The 14,209-nt window shown below is 44.8% G+C and carries 13 protein-coding genes and 1 tRNA gene; 5 read left to right on the top strand and 9 right to left on the bottom strand.

Going from position 1 to position 14,209, the window contains the following annotated elements; genetic code table 11:
• Positions 1-41 precede the first annotated feature (41 nt).
• The gene (locus ACYVE4_RS08495) at positions 42-1,130 is read right to left on the bottom strand and encodes a hypothetical protein (RefSeq protein ID WP_461039038.1); all 1,089 of its coding nucleotides are present in this window, start codon (positions 1,128-1,130) and stop codon (positions 42-44) included.
• 275 nt (positions 1,131-1,405) lie between these two features.
• Here ACYVE4_RS08495 and ACYVE4_RS08490 point away from each other — a divergent pair, with 275 nt between their 5' ends.
• Positions 1,406-1,840 (top strand): DUF3592 domain-containing protein, encoded by a 435-nt coding sequence (locus ACYVE4_RS08490; protein WP_461039037.1) that lies wholly within the window; start codon positions 1,406-1,408, stop codon positions 1,838-1,840.
• 73 nt (positions 1,841-1,913) lie between these two features.
• On the opposite strand, the gene ACYVE4_RS08485 is transcribed toward ACYVE4_RS08490, so the two are convergent.
• The 4 genes from ACYVE4_RS08485 to ACYVE4_RS08470 form a co-directional block, all read right to left on the bottom strand.
• Positions 1,914-2,612, bottom strand: a complete 699-nt coding sequence (locus ACYVE4_RS08485) for a hypothetical protein (RefSeq protein WP_461039035.1) — start codon at positions 2,610-2,612, stop codon at positions 1,914-1,916.
• Positions 2,613-2,695: 83 nt separating this feature from the next.
• Positions 2,696-3,997, bottom strand: a complete 1,302-nt coding sequence (locus ACYVE4_RS08480) for an adenylosuccinate synthase (protein ID WP_461039033.1) — start codon at positions 3,995-3,997, stop codon at positions 2,696-2,698.
• 192 nt (positions 3,998-4,189) lie between these two features.
• On the bottom strand, positions 4,190-4,699 hold the full coding sequence (locus ACYVE4_RS08475; RefSeq protein ID WP_460997323.1) for a Fur family transcriptional regulator: 510 nt from the start codon (positions 4,697-4,699) through the stop codon (positions 4,190-4,192).
• Between the two features lie 131 nt (positions 4,700-4,830).
• On the bottom strand, positions 4,831-7,101 hold the full coding sequence (locus ACYVE4_RS08470; RefSeq protein WP_460997322.1) for a RelA/SpoT family protein: 2,271 nt from the start codon (positions 7,099-7,101) through the stop codon (positions 4,831-4,833).
• Positions 7,102-7,361: 260 nt separating this feature from the next.
• Between ACYVE4_RS08470 and ACYVE4_RS08465 the strand changes: the two genes are divergently transcribed.
• The 4 genes from ACYVE4_RS08465 to ACYVE4_RS08450 all read left to right on the top strand — a co-directional run bounded on the left by ACYVE4_RS08465 (position 7,362) and on the right by ACYVE4_RS08450 (position 10,661).
• A tRNA-Leu gene (locus ACYVE4_RS08465) sits at positions 7,362-7,443 on the top strand.
• Positions 7,444-7,550: 107 nt separating this feature from the next.
• Positions 7,551-8,912 carry a trigger factor gene (gene tig / locus ACYVE4_RS08460; RefSeq protein ID WP_460997321.1) on the top strand — a complete coding sequence of 454 codons (1,362 nt, stop codon included), beginning with the start codon at positions 7,551-7,553 and terminating at the stop codon, positions 8,910-8,912.
• Positions 8,913-9,042: 130 nt separating this feature from the next.
• On the top strand, positions 9,043-9,396 hold the full coding sequence (gene gldC / locus ACYVE4_RS08455) for a gliding motility protein GldC (protein ID WP_460997192.1): 354 nt from the start codon (positions 9,043-9,045) through the stop codon (positions 9,394-9,396).
• Between the two features lie 62 nt (positions 9,397-9,458).
• A complete protein-coding gene (locus tag ACYVE4_RS08450; RefSeq protein WP_460997191.1) occupies positions 9,459-10,661 on the top strand; it encodes a thioredoxin family protein in 1,203 nt (400 codons plus the stop codon).
• Between the two features lie 77 nt (positions 10,662-10,738).
• On the opposite strand, the gene ACYVE4_RS08445 is transcribed toward ACYVE4_RS08450, so the two are convergent.
• The 4 genes from ACYVE4_RS08445 to ispG all read right to left on the bottom strand — a co-directional run bounded on the left by ACYVE4_RS08445 (position 10,739) and on the right by ispG (position 13,980).
• Positions 10,739-11,290, bottom strand: a complete 552-nt coding sequence (locus ACYVE4_RS08445) for a tetratricopeptide repeat protein (RefSeq protein ID WP_460996836.1) — start codon at positions 11,288-11,290, stop codon at positions 10,739-10,741.
• 65 nt (positions 11,291-11,355) lie between these two features.
• Positions 11,356-11,706, bottom strand: a complete 351-nt coding sequence (locus ACYVE4_RS08440) for an MmcQ/YjbR family DNA-binding protein (protein ID WP_460996835.1) — start codon at positions 11,704-11,706, stop codon at positions 11,356-11,358.
• On the bottom strand, positions 11,703-11,891 hold the full coding sequence (locus ACYVE4_RS08435) for a DUF6728 family protein (protein ID WP_460996834.1): 189 nt from the start codon (positions 11,889-11,891) through the stop codon (positions 11,703-11,705). The genes ACYVE4_RS08440 and ACYVE4_RS08435 overlap by 4 nt, the downstream gene beginning before the upstream one ends.
• Before the next feature lie 70 nt (positions 11,892-11,961).
• Positions 11,962-13,980, bottom strand: a complete 2,019-nt coding sequence (ispG, locus tag ACYVE4_RS08430; RefSeq protein ID WP_460996833.1) for a (E)-4-hydroxy-3-methylbut-2-enyl-diphosphate synthase — start codon at positions 13,978-13,980, stop codon at positions 11,962-11,964.
• Between the last annotated feature and the right edge of the window lie 229 nt (positions 13,981-14,209).

Here is a 14,209-nt window from a genome sequence, read left to right as displayed (position 1 = left end):
TAATCAGGCATTCTTATTAAAACTAAGTAGCGTAGAATTCATCAATCATAATTTATCAGTAGGTTTCGTTGGCCTTCCGAAAGCCGATCACGCAGGCTTCGGGCGAGTTCAAACTCGCTTATAAATAGATGAACAAACGCATCGCGCTGAGTGTTCAAACGGGCCAATGCAGCTTCTGCCTGATTTAGATCTGTTACCACGGGCCACTTCTGGGTTCGTATGTGGTCAATCTCCTGATTCAGCCGCGAAATCTCTCCTTCCCAAATGGGTAGATTTTGGGCTTTGTTAACTACTAACTCGCGATTTTGCTGGATAATTGAGAAATCGTGCTGGAGAAGTGACAATGTGCTAAGTAGTAATTTCCCGGAGAGTAGAAAAACGAAAAATACGAATACAAAAAGGCTAATCGCTTGCCATAGGGGTTTCGATTGTAGGGCATGAGCCAAGACAAACAAGGAAGCCGCCAACGGAAGCCCTATTTCTTCGAGCAACCGACGGAGACTCAATCGTGAGTTTAGCTCATAAAAAAAGGAAACCTGCCCAAAAAGATTGAACATCCCGGCCAGAAATACGCCAATTGCAATCCAGTGGTTTGGGAAAACCGGGCGGAGAGTCTCGTCAATTAAAAAGAAAGCTCCAATGGAAAGAAAAACAGACAATGTAAAACTGAACCCATTTCGAACCAGGTTGTTTGTAACTGGTTTCTTACCGCGTAAATCATTAATCTGATCGCGAAGCGTCGAACTATGGTGTTCACGTTGCTCAATCAATCCATTCAGCTCGCGAATTTTTTCTGTATGTTGTTCTATAGATTCGGTCAGTGGAGCAGACTGCTGACCAAAATAAGCTCGTATCTGCGCAACCTTAGTATCAGGTCGTGCTTCTGAAAGTCCGAACAATACACCTTCGTCGCGTAAACTAGCTTCGTCAGCCAGCCAATCCGGTAAGACTTCTACCTGATAAGTAGGAATAGGCGGTGTATAGGCAAGGAGCTCACTGGTTAGTTGGCCAATAGCTGAATTATCCAGAGATGCAGAGATGGGTATGGACGCAGCAACGGGTGCTGCTGAAACAGACGCAGACTTATTGCGGGTAGAAAAGAAGGAACGAAGTCGTGTAATTAGAGTCATTCTCGAAGCCGGAAAGCTACCGGGCGACTGGGTCAGGTTGTTAACAAGAAAACGACTGTAAATTCGCAAATAGTACCCTATTGATGCAAGCGATTTAGGGATAGGTGGGGAATATTTTCGTTCGATGTGCAGTCAATAGCGAAAATGGTTATTGACAGGGAAATACGACAACTTATTGGTTCAAAGCAGCTAGTTGTTGACTTTCCTTCGTTTTTAGGCTCATTTTAGAAGAATTTCGTGGCATACTCCCTTCTCCGGGAAACACGCTATCAATCATGAAATTACCTGCCGGTGACTTGTTTATTTTCCTCTTCTTTTCAATTGGCGTACTGTTTCTCAGTATTGCGTATTACATCTATTATTCAAGTCAGCAGTTAATTAAGGAGTGGATAATGACCAAAGGAGTCGTCATTGGCATGCATCGAATGAAACCGCGCGAGTATCCGGTGGCTCCCTCCATTCGCTATCAGACACAAGATGGACGCGAGCGGGTTTTTCATAGCTCGGAGGGCCGAAATCCACCAGCCTATCAGATTGGCGACGAGGTTACGATGTATTACGATCCGGGTAATCCCGAAAAGGTGCAGTTGGAAGGTGATTATTTGATGGTGTACGTGATGGGAGGTTTTGGAATAGTATTTCTACTATTCTCAGTATGGGAAATTGGAAGTTCTACGGCTGCTATCTGGAAATGGCTATTTTCTACCTGATCGGATTTATTTGTTGACCACGTTCTCTCACATTCGATCCCTTTCCCGACTGAAAGCCACAATAATTAGCTAATTAGCGGAGGAAGATACGTTGTAAAGCGCCCCAGAGACGTTTCTTTAATTGCTGATCAGCTTCGATAGTTGGCAGCGAATCGGCCATAAGAAAGGTAATTCCCTCAAAACGAACCGGTGCATAGCGGTCCATCATAATATCGAGATTAATTCGCTCAAAGGGTACACCAAATGTAATGAAGTGATTAATGTATTTGCCACGCAATAATTCCGGGAAATCCATCTCGTGAACTCCATGAATATTTAATAAATCGACGCCCGCAATATTCAGATTTACGGCTTTCAGAATCTTTTCCAGAAAAAGCAGATTGCTCGGATCTAACTCTTCGTCAGCGAGTAACAATACTTTATGGTTTAAAGGCGGCAATTTTGGTTTTTGCTGAATAGGTGGAGTGATAGAAGGCACTGTTGGGCGAGGAGTAGATGCAGGTAATACCTCTGGCTGCTTTGATTCTTGTTCAGTATTGATCGAAACTGGCGTTTCTGGCAAGATCGTATCCACTAAAATAGTCTCTTCAACGCCCACTTCTTTGAATGATAACGCATCAAGATCAGCCAACAAATTAGATGTATCAGCTAAATCTGCTTGTTCCTCTAAGACAATTGTAGAATCGACAGTCTGGCTACTCCACGACTCATTCGCCAATCGATAAAGTTGATCGGTCTGATAAAAAGTCTGGTAAAAGTTTGTTGCTGACATGTCGGAAACTCAAAGAGAAAGTACACACTTTAGAAAGTGTTCCCCTCTCCTAAAACAGGAGAGGGGCTAGGGGTGAGGTGCTGCTACGCAATAACTGCCTGACGGTGAATAATGGCCTCTCGGTCAGGGCTGGTAGAGATAAAGTTGATTGGCAATCCCAGCGTGTCTTCTAAAAAATAAACGTATTCGGCCAGTTCTTCAGGAACGTCGCTAAAGGAACGAATATTGGTCAAATCAGCCTGCCAGCCTTTGAATGTTTTATAAATGGGTGTTACTGCTGTATCACAAAGATCATAGGGCAATTGCTCTGTAGTACTTCCATCCGGTAATTGATAGTGCGTACAGACCTTTATCTCGTCGAATATATTCAACACATCGACTTTCATCATCACTAATTGAGTCACCCCATTAATCATGATGGCGTATTTTAACGCTGGCAGATCAAGCCAGCCACATCGCCGTGGTCGACCCGTCGTTGCGCCAAACTCACGCCCTTCCTGCCGAATTCGCTCTCCGGTTTCATCAGAAAGTTCGGTTGGGAATGGACCACTACCAACCCGTGTGCAATATGCTTTAAAGATGCCGTATACTTCACCAATCTGCCGGGGAGCCACGCCCAGACCCGTACAGGCACCAGCAGTCATGGTATTAGACGACGTTACGAAAGGGTACGAACCAAAATCTATATCAAGCAGCGACCCCTGAGCGCCTTCGGCCAGTATTTTCTGACCAGTCGATAAGGCGTCGTTGATCGTATATTCACTATCGGTCAATTTGAATTGCTTCATGAACTCGACGGCGTCGAAAAACTCCGTTTCGGCCTGAGGCAAAACAGAAGCATAATCGAAGTTATTCTGCTCCAGAATGACTTTATGAATTGACACTAACTTATCGTATTTCGCTCGAAAATTTGGCGAAAGAATATCCCCGACACGTAATCCTTGACGAGCTACTTTGTCCTGATACGTTGGGCCGATGCCACGTAAGGTTGAGCCAATTTTTGATTCTCCTTTTGCTTGCTCATAAGCCGCATCGAGCAATCGGTGCGTAGGTAAAATAATAGATGCTTTACGGGAAATCTGAAGCTTGTCTGTCGGTGTATCCTGGACAAGGCCAAGGTTGAATTTGGCTAGTCCGTCAATTTCTTTTTTGAAAACAATTGGATCGAGAACAACTCCATTGCCGATGATATTCAGGATATCATCCCGAAAAATGCCAGACGGAATCTGGTGAAGAACGTGCTTCAAACCATTAAATTCGAGTGTGTGGCCAGCATTCGGACCACCCTGAAAACGGGCTACTACCTGATATTGGGGAGCCAGAACATCAACAATTTTACCCTTACCTTCGTCGCCCCACTGGAGGCCTAATAAAACATCAATCATTCTAATTGGGCCGTAATACGGCTATGGTTACGCAAATTCTTGAATACTAGTAAACTGAATAGTTAGCTTTTGATGAAGGTCCCAAAGAGTAAGCGCCATTGGGATGGAGTAAGCAAAAGAGATGTATGATATAGAATGTATAAGGTGGGTTGCTGGTCATACATCATACATTCTATATCATACATCTCTTTCCTATTCCGCCATAGAAGCAGAGATGCCCTGCGGCTCTTTTTCTGCTAATTCCCGATTTTCACAGAAATCGCGGGCGCAGGAGCCGTAGAAAATTAGCGAGTGGTGCATGACGTTGAATTTCAGCATCTCACCAACCATGTTCTGGATATTCTGGACACGTGGATCACAGAATTCCATCACTTTATGACAGTCAGTACAAATCAGGTGATCGTGCTGGCGATAACCATATGATTTTTCGTACTGAGCCAGGTTCCGACCAAACTGATGTTTTGTTACCAGATCGCAGTCAACCAATACATCTAAGGTATTATAAACGGTTGCCCGGCTAACCCGGTACTTTTTATTTTTCATAGAGATGTATAACTCATCGACATCAAAGTGATCCTGACGATTATAAATCTCTTCGAGTATGGCGAACCGCTCTGGGGTTTTTCGCAGGCCTTTCCGTTCAAGATAAGCCCGGAAAATCGATTGGGCAGCGTCTAAATTTGATTGTGTCGGCGCAGGCATATCCGATTTCGATTAAATGAAAGTACAAAGGTAGAAGTTTATGGTTCTAGGTTTCAAGTTTCAAGTTCAAAGTTTCAGGTAGCTCTACAGACTATGAAACGTTAACCCTGAAACCAGAAGCTGGGAACAGACTAGGAGTCAAATCGTACCACCTCAAAGACTCCCTGCACTCGTTCTAGTTTGTGCATAAGGGTTTCCAGGTGAGCCGTGTCGTGAACGTAGAGTCGGATATGGCCTTCGAAAATTCCATCTTTAGAGTCGATGGCTACAGATCGCATATTGATGTGTAACTCGTTACTAATGACTCGTGTCACGTCGTTGATCAGGCCCACACGATCAGTGCCAGTGATGCGAAGTCCAGCCAGGAAAGCGAGTTCTTTTTGAGAAGTCCACTTGGCTTTTATGATCCGGTTGCCATGATTCGACATCAGTTCAACAGCGTTTGGGCAGGTAACGCGGTGAATTTTAATGCCTTCATTGATGGTCACAAAACCGAATACGTCATCACCTGAAATGGGATTACAGCATTTGGCCAGTGTGTAATCAATCCGATCCATATCTTCACCGATAAGGAGCATATCGGCGTCAGCTCGCTCCCCGTGGATCTTTTTAAGTTCTTTTACGAAGGCTTTTGCATCAGGTAGCGCATCCGTATTGAGTTTATTCGTGCGATTTTCTTTGGCTTCTTTATCGGCCTTGAATTTCTTTAGTTCACCAACATCAATGTGCCCTTTGCCAACCCGGTAGAAAAAATCGTCGGTCGTTTTTGAGCCGAAATACGCCCGTAACTGATTGATGATTTCGTTGGTCATTTCCATTCGAAGCAATCGTAGCTTCTTGTTGACCATTTCGCGACCATCGGTCACGTAGCGTTTATTCTCCTCCTTAATTAAGTCCTTGATCTTGGTCTTGGCTTTCGACGTGACGACAAAGCGCAGCCAATCTTCGTTTGGTTTTTGTCGGTTGGAGGTAATTACCTCAACCTGATCGCCATTTTGCAGGACATAACTCAGCGGCACTAACGTATTATTGACCTTAGCGGCCATACATCGGGCACCAACTTGAGTATGAATGTCGAAAGCAAAATCGAGTGCTGTGGCACCACGTTGTAGTACCTGTAAATCGCCTTTGGGCGTAAAGACAAAGACTTCTTCGCTATACAGATTGCTTCTGAAATCGTCAACGAACTCGATAGCCGCTTTTTTGCCGTCACTACCTGCCGATTCGATCATATCGCGAACCTGACTAATCCAGGCTTCAATACCTGCGCCAGTCTGCGTATCATTGCCTTTGTATTTCCAGTGGGCCGCATACCCTTTCTCGGCAATTTCGTTCATCCGTTCCGAACGGATTTGCACCTCCACCCACTGGCCCTGTCGGCTCATAACTGTTGTGTGAAGCGACTCATAACCGTTTGCCCGTGGAGTACTGATCCAGTCTTTCAGCCGATCAGGGTTAGGTTTGAAATGGTCTGTAACGATGGAATAGGCCCGCCAACAAGCTGCCTTTTCTTCGTCCTGAGGAACATTCAGAATGATTCGCACGGCAAACAAATCATAAATTTCCTCAAATGGCTTTTTCGATTTGTTCAGTTTATTCCAGATTGAATAAATGGATTTCGGCCGCCCTTTGATTACATATTTGATTCCGGTTTCGGACAGATCCTTTTCAATTGGTTCAATGAATCGGCTGATAAACCGATCGCGGGCAAGACGAGTGTCGCGTAGTTTTTTAGCAATATCCTTATACGCTTCTGGCTCAACGTGTTTCAGATAAAGGTCTTCCAGTTCCGATTTTATCGCATACAAGCCTAGCCGGTGAGCTAAGGGAGCATAGATATAGATCGTTTCGGAAGCAATTTTCAGCTGCTTATCGCGGGGCATCGAGTCCAGCGTCCGCATGTTATGAAGCCGGTCGGCCAGTTTGATCAGAATTACCCGAACATCGTCGGATAACGTCAGCAGCATTTTTCGGAAATTCTCAGCCTGTTGCGACGAACCGTACTCAAAATAACCCGAAATCTTAGTTAATCCGTCGATAATACGGGCAACTTTAGGGCCAAAAGCTCGGTCAATATCGGCTATTGTTGTATCTGTATCTTCAACAACGTCATGCAACAAAGCGGCTACAATACTGGTTGTTCCCAGCCCAATTTCTTCAACGGCTATTTGTGCAACAGCCAGAGGGTGGTATATATACGGTTCGCCCGACCGTCGACGCATATTTTTATGCGCTTCTGCCGACGTGTTAAAGGCTTTCTTAATCAATTTGGCGTCGTCGCCCTTGAGCATCGGTTTTGCGGCCCGCAACAAGCGTCGGTAGCGTTTCAGGATCTCCTGCCGTTCCAACTCCAAATCGATCACGGGTTCGGCTTCGGGTCGACGTTCGATTGCATTTGTCATAAATGGCTTCTTTGCAGTAATGGCTTATAGGTTGTACTCGTACTACCAAGATAACAAATTATTCAGCGAAAAATGAGTCAAGATTAACTAAAAATAAAACCTTTGATCAATTTGCTTGATCTGTTCATTTTTTTTCATACTTTTGCACTCCCAAACACAGAGACGAGTTATAAAGTTGTAGCGTTTTAGGGTTGCAAAGGTTTAGGACTGACAACCACATTACAACTACCAGACTATATAGCTTTCCACCTGTAGGCCATGCGGGCGTGGCGAAATTGGTAGACGTGCCAGACTTAGGATCTGGTGCCGCAAGGCATGGGGGTTCGAGTCCCTCCGCCCGTACAAAGTACAAAAGCGAAAGAATGAAAGAGCGAAAGAGCGTTGTCTATAACAATTCACTCTTTCGCTTTTTCATTCTTTCGCTCTTTCATTTTTAAACAGACATACCCGTGGATATTACGCTCGAAAAAGCTAGCGACACCAATGCTTCGCTGAAAATTACACTAACCCCTGCTGATTATAAACCTGAAGTTGATAAGAAACTGAAAGACTACGGTCGGAGAGTTCAATTGAAAGGATTCCGCCCTGGTCATGTGCCAGCCTCGCTCGTTCAGAAAATGTATGGCAAAAGCATTTTAGTGGACGAAATCAATTCCATGCTAAGCAAAACGGTCACTAATTACATCCGTGAAAATAAATTGCAGGTCGTGGGTGATCCGATTCCTGATCGGGAGCAGGCTGATACGATAGATTGGGATAACCAAACCGATTTTGCATTTAGCTACACCTTAGGTCTTGCTTCTGAGTTTGACATTGATTTCAGCGATCTGCCAAGCGTAACCCAGTACGAAATTCAGGCTGGTGATGCAGAGATCAATTCGACGATTTCAGACCTACAGCAGCGTTTCCATACCCATACGCATGGTGAAGAAGTAGGTGATGGAGATACTATTTATGGTGAACTGAAGCAAGTGGCTACACATGAAGGTGAAACTGGTTTCTCAGCAAAAACCGCTCTGCCAATGAATAAAATGGCCGAAGAAGCAAAAGGGCAGTTTATTGGCAAGAAAAAAGGTGATGCAGTAACGTTTGTATTGGATCAGGCTTTCCCCGATGAAAAATCACGGGCTAATGCAACGGGCGCTAAGCCAGAAGAAGCCGCAAATCTGACAGGCGAATTTACGTTCGAGATCGACGATATTACCCGTCATGAGCCAGCTGAATTAAATCAGGAATTTTTCGATAAAGTATTGGGTGCGAATGCAGTTGAAGACGAAGAACAATTCCGTACGAAAGTGGCAGAAGTCATTCGGGGTAATTACGCTCGTGAAGCCGCTCAGTTGCTGCGTTTAGATATTGAGAAAACGTTGCTCGACAATACTCCAATTTTATTGCCCGACGAGTTTCTAAAAAACTGGTTGCTTGAAGTAAACGAAGGGAAATTTACGCCGGAGCAGATTGAAGAGCAGTACGACGATTTCACGAAATCAGTGAAATTACAACTGATCAAAAATAAAATCGCTGAGAAAGCCGACATCAAGGTGGAGAATGAAGAACTATTAAACGCAACCCGCCAGATGGTTCGTGATCAGTTCGGATTTGCCGATAGTGACAATGAAGAGATGAATAAAACCATCGACCGAATTGCGCAGAACTACCTGATGGATGATAAGAATAATGGTCAGAATTACACCAGCACTTTCAATCAGGTGTATGACAATAAAGTGATCGATTATGCAAAATCTCAATTGACAATTGCAACTCAAGACATAACAGTCGATGAGTTTAAAGCATTGGTTGAGAATCGTTAACAGAGTACTCTTTTTTGAAAACAAAAACGGCCCCGTCAGCAGATTGGGCCGTTTTTGTTAAAATGGAAAATAGGTAGTCAATATAAATTTTCCGGATGGGTTTCCGGTTGCGCTCCGTAAATTTGTCTCTATGAAAAAATCAGATATTCATTTTTCGGTTGAGTTAGACAACCAGAACATTCCCGATAAAATCTACTGGGAAGCTACTGATAATCCCAACGAGGGACTCAGCGATACGCGTGCCATAGCCATTGCTCTCTGGGATCACTACCATAACAGTACACTCAAAATCGACCTCTGGACAAAGGATATGGAGGTTGTCGACATGAAACGGTTCCTGATTGAGATGATGAGTGGTATTGCCGACACAGCCGTAAACGCAACTGGCGATCAGCGCATGGCCAATGATATTGAGAACACCTGTCGAGTACTGAGTAAGCGGCTGGAAGAGGAGATTAAACAACAGGAAAAACAGCAAAAATAACACGAAGCCAGCATCCTGGTCGTTTATTTGCTAATGCCTGTTTATCACTGATTGTACGATTCATGAAAAAGATTTTTCTGCTGCTTTTTGTTGCAAACATAGCGCTTGGTCAAAAGGGGGCATCCACTCCGGGAGGAATTAATTTCCGACAGATTCCACTTGCGGCTGTTTTTCAGGAAGCCCGACGAACTGGGAAGCCCGTATTTGTCGAGGTTTTTTCGCCAACCTGCCATGTTTGTCAGAGTTTTATACCCACGCTGGAAGATAGTCGGGTAGGGAAAGCTTATAATAGTAAGTTTATCAGCACAAAACTGGATATCAATCAGCCAGCTACCCAGTCATTTCTAACGAGCCATCATTTGTTTGTGCCTTCGCTGCCGTTATTTCTTTATTTCGATCCGCAGCAAAATATGGTTCACTTCGCAATGAGCAATAACTCGACGGACGAAGTGATCCGTCATGGCAATAACGCGTTAGATCCACAGACGCGGAGCCAGACCATGAAGTCGCGCTTTCAGCAGGGTGAACGATCTACTAATTTCCTGATCGACTATGGCATGTATGCCCGCATAACGCGTGACACAGTAGCTAATATGGCCGCTATGAACGAGTACGCCAAGCAACAATCACCAGCAACTTATGCGAATCAGACAAACTGGCTGGCATTACAAAAACTGGTGTTGGATTATGAGAATCCGATGTTTCAATATATGCTCAATCATCTGGATACCTATCGAAAATCGTACGGGGTTCAGGAGACGCAGCAAGTGGCTGAAAATATTCTGATGTCGTCGTTGTATAGCGGACGTGGAGCGCAGTTTCCGGTCGCCAAAATACTGGAGGTAAAACAGGGATTGATCAAAATTGGTATTGATCCTAAAGTGGCTGCCAATCGAACGCTATTGCCCGAAGTAAACGCTTATTTTCGCGCCCGCCAGACAGCAAAAGCCGTTGATCGGATGGATAATCAGGTGAATTCGAATGCCTTAACTATACCCGAGTATCTCTACATTTCACGGCTGTTTAATCGAAGTAGTCCCGATGCCAGTGATGTGCCAACGGTGGCCAAATGGGTCAATAAAGGATTGGCTTTAAAACCAGGTCCTAAAGATCAGGCTGATTTATATTTTGAACTAGCCGAAGCTTACCGTCGGGGAGGAAAAAGCGCTGATGCTCAGAAAGCAGCCCAAAAATCAATGGAATTAGCTCAGGCCAGCCATATCGACACTCGCCGAAACGTGGAGCAAATGGGAAAAATAAAATAAATAACGGCTTACGAGTTACGATTTATATGTGTTAAACCTTATACATAAATCCTAACTCGTAAGCCGTATTTTGTAAATTACTTTTGATATACTGGCCGGGTAAAAGGAGGCTGGAGGAGTAAGTGGAAGGAATTTTCGTCGCCAAGAGCAACAGCTCTTCGTAAGTCATTCTCTGCTTGAGGAAGCTGGCGAAGCTGAATCCGGGCAATCGCACGCCAACGGTAAGCGTCGGGTTGCTCATCGCGATAATGCCAGACGGCCTTATCAAACTCACGAAATGCCTGCTGAAATTCATCCGTTTTATAATAGGCAATACCGCGATCTAAATAGCATTCGGCCAATGTATTATCGCGACTAATGGCTTCCGTCAAATCGTAGATGGCTGAATAATAATTCTCCTGAATCAATTGACATTTTCCCCGATAAGCGTATGCAATCGCCGATTTAGGATGTTGACGAACGGCGTTGTTGAAATAAAGATAAGCTTCGGAGAGCTGGCGATTCTGGATTAAATCAATTCCTTTACTGAATCGCTTCAGGTCCTTGTCCGACGCGGTATCATGATCGACCAGAAAATAGCGAACGGTCAAATAAATCCCGAAAAGCAGACATAACGCAGTTACTTCCATATCTCTCTGGGTTTTCCTAATTCTGCGAATTTAGTAGTTCAAGAATGCCTGAACAAGCCGTCGAATTAGTTTAATGTAGCCTGTACGGCTTTAGGTAGACTTTTTCGAACCAATTCATACGAGTGATCAATCCAGGCCTGTAGATCGGTTGTTCGAACGGTTCCATTAATCGTGATTGTATTCCAATGCGTCTTGTTCATGTGATAACCGGGCGCCACTGCTGCGTGTTCTTCACGTAGTTGGACGGCCAACTCAGGATCACATTTCAGGTTAATTGTAGTGGGCTGACTTTCAGTTGAAAGAAGCGCAAACATCTTTCCCCCGACCTTAAACACCAACGCATCTCCCCCAAACGGAAAGGATTCGGTAGCCCCCACTTTGGCAATGCAGTACTCGCGAATGGTTTCGGTATTCATCGGCCGCAGTGACGAACAGTGTACACAATAATGGCAATCAGAAACATAACAATCGAAATCCGATTGATGCCATGCATCATACGAAGGTTTACGCTCGTCGGATGGGCCGGATCGGGTTTGCGGAATACCCGTAGGAAATAGGCGAAAACAGGCCCGATCTTTAAATAATCAATGAATCTGTTCACAAGTAGTTGGGTTTTGGGCGATCGGCTTACAGTAGTAGATATACAATTGATTACTGTAGACGACCAGCCATCATACGTTTTCTAAAGTCGGTTCAATCCAGCGTTTATCTTCACGAATGAGTTCAATGAGCTCATCAACGGCCCGATCTGCCGGGACTGATTTCTTGATCACCTGCTGTCCTCGATACAATGCAATTTTGTCTCGACCGATGCCTACATAACCATAATCAGCGTCGGCCATTTCACCGGGGCCATTTACAATACAACCCATAATGCCGATTTTAACTCCTTTTAAGTGATCGGTACGTTGTCGAATGTGTGCTGTTGTTTCCTGAAGATCGAAAAGAGTCCGGCCGCAGGAAGGGCAGGAAATATATTCGGTTTTGGTGATGCGCGTTCGGGCTGCCTGCAAAATACCAAATGCCAGACTATTCAGCGTTTTGAGCCTATCCGATTGGGCTTCTGATGCCATCGCAGAAAGCATAATTCCGTCGCCCAGCCCATCAATCAACAACCCGCCAACATCCGTAGCTGCATACAGTGGAATATCATTGTTCGCAATAGTTGAATAATCCCGTTGTACAACTACAGGAACCGTAATCGACCGATTTATTAACTCAACAAATAGACGACGCAATTCGGGCATGGCATGTGCATTGTCCGTTTTAATCAGCAGAACGATGGTTGAGTCATTGCTGATGCTCGTAGTCAGTTCTTCCGAAAATTCAGGGAGTGATACCTGAACGAAATTCAAACGTTCATGCAAGAAATTGCCGTTTGAACGAGCTAATAAATAGTCATCAGCAGTCAACAGAGGAAATATATTGAACTGATCTGCCATGGTTCTCCAGACAGAGTAATCCAGGATTTGTTTTAAACCGTTGGGCAACATGAAAGCCGCAGGCTGTGAACCCGTGTAGATGTAATCAGCACCAAGATCATTCATACGCCATTTGTCCGGTTCAGGCAAGTAAAAATGACCGATGGGCTTTAAATCATCATGTTCATGAACAGGCGCATGACTGAAATCGGCAATGACACGCGGCACATTCTGGCCGCCAAAGTTAGCCACTTCGTGCGTTGCCCGACGTATGTATTGAAACGGATTGATCGGGTAGGAGGTAACTGCCGGAATTGGTTTACTGATAGATGCTCGATTCGTATATCGATCGATTAAAGCCTGAGCAACAGGTGCTTCTCGCTCTGGTTCCTCGGTTAATGACACACGAACTGTATCGCCAATCCCATCTTCAAGCAATGTTCCAATGCCAAGTGCCGATTTTATACGCCCATCTTCAGCCTCGCCCGCTTCCGTAACGCCAAGGTGAAGAGGATAGGGTTTCAGCCCTTCTTCGGCCAATCGCTGAACCAGCAATCGGTAGGCCTGCACCATGACCTGTGGGTTGCTTGACTTCATCGACAGAACTATATTATAATAGTTCTCGTCCTCACAAATCCGCAGAAACTCCAGGGCGGACTCGACCATGCCGACAGGGGTGTCGCCGTACCGGCTCAGGATTCGATCGGAAAGCGAACCATGGTTGGTGCCGATACGCATAGCCGTACCGTATTCTTTACAGATTCGAACCAGTGGCAGAAATTTACTTCGAATACGCTCTAGTTCTGACGCATAGGCGGCATCGGTGTAGTCAATAAACTCAAAACGTTTCCGATCAGCGTAGTTTCCGGGATTGATGCGTACTTTTTCGACAATTCGGGCTGCTAATTCGGCGGCATTGGGTGTAAAATGAATATCGGCTACCAGTGGTGTTGTGTAACCTCGTGCTCGAAGTTCTTTCCGGATATTCTCCAGATTCTGAGCTTCTTTTACGCTCGGCGCCGTAATGCGTATATACTCACAACCCGCTTCAATCATTCGGATCGATTGCTCCACAGATCCTAACGTATCCATCGTGTCGATAGTTGTCATCGACTGTACTCGAATTGGATAATCAGATCCAAGCGGCACATCCCCAATGGTTACTGTACTGGTTTTTCGGCGGATGTATTGCGTGAGCGAAGGCGTGTAAAAAACGGGTAAATCAGGCGAAGTGACTGATGGAGAAGGAGTAAGCAGCGAATCGAGCATACAGATAGCGGCAGAACCGTTTGACCAGACAAAGGTACGGAAAATCCGCCTTTTCGGTTTCCTGCTGCTTAGTTAGAAAACGTTGTCGCTTCTATAAATGTTCGCTTTTGCATCGCCAATCATAAAAGACTCTGCTTATCAAATTGAGCCCTTTAAATGGAAATCAGGAACAAATCATAGCTTGATCAGTTGAATGTAGTAGATAATTAACCCAGTCAATGGTTTTTAA

It is taken from the genome of Spirosoma harenae (assembly GCF_054776975.1).
This window is presented reverse-complemented; position numbering and strand designations above follow the sequence as displayed.

Coding starts and splice junctions, on each gene's coding strand:
- ACYVE4_RS08475 (WP_460997323.1), bottom strand. CDS start 4,699: ATGCCTGCGCCGACACAATCAAATTTAGACGCTGCCCAATCGATTTTC.
- ACYVE4_RS08445 (WP_460996836.1), bottom strand. CDS start 11,290: ATGGAAGTAACTGCGTTATGTCTGCTTTTCGGGATTTATTTGACCGTT.
- ACYVE4_RS08450 (WP_460997191.1), top strand. CDS start 9,459: ATGAAAAAGATTTTTCTGCTGCTTTTTGTTGCAAACATAGCGCTTGGT.
- ACYVE4_RS08440 (WP_460996835.1), bottom strand. CDS start 11,706: ATGAATACCGAAACCATTCGCGAGTACTGCATTGCCAAAGTGGGGGCT.
- ACYVE4_RS08480 (WP_461039033.1), bottom strand. CDS start 3,997: ATGATTGATGTTTTATTAGGCCTCCAGTGGGGCGACGAAGGTAAGGGT.
- ispG (WP_460996833.1), bottom strand. CDS start 13,980: ATGCTCGATTCGCTGCTTACTCCTTCTCCATCAGTCACTTCGCCTGAT.
- ACYVE4_RS08495 (WP_461039038.1), bottom strand. CDS start 1,130: ATGACTCTAATTACACGACTTCGTTCCTTCTTTTCTACCCGCAATAAG.
- ACYVE4_RS08485 (WP_461039035.1), bottom strand. CDS start 2,612: ATGTCAGCAACAAACTTTTACCAGACTTTTTATCAGACCGATCAACTT.
- ACYVE4_RS08490 (WP_461039037.1), top strand. CDS start 1,406: ATGAAATTACCTGCCGGTGACTTGTTTATTTTCCTCTTCTTTTCAATT.
- ACYVE4_RS08470 (WP_460997322.1), bottom strand. CDS start 7,101: ATGACAAATGCAATCGAACGTCGACCCGAAGCCGAACCCGTGATCGAT.
- gldC (WP_460997192.1), top strand. CDS start 9,043: ATGAAAAAATCAGATATTCATTTTTCGGTTGAGTTAGACAACCAGAAC.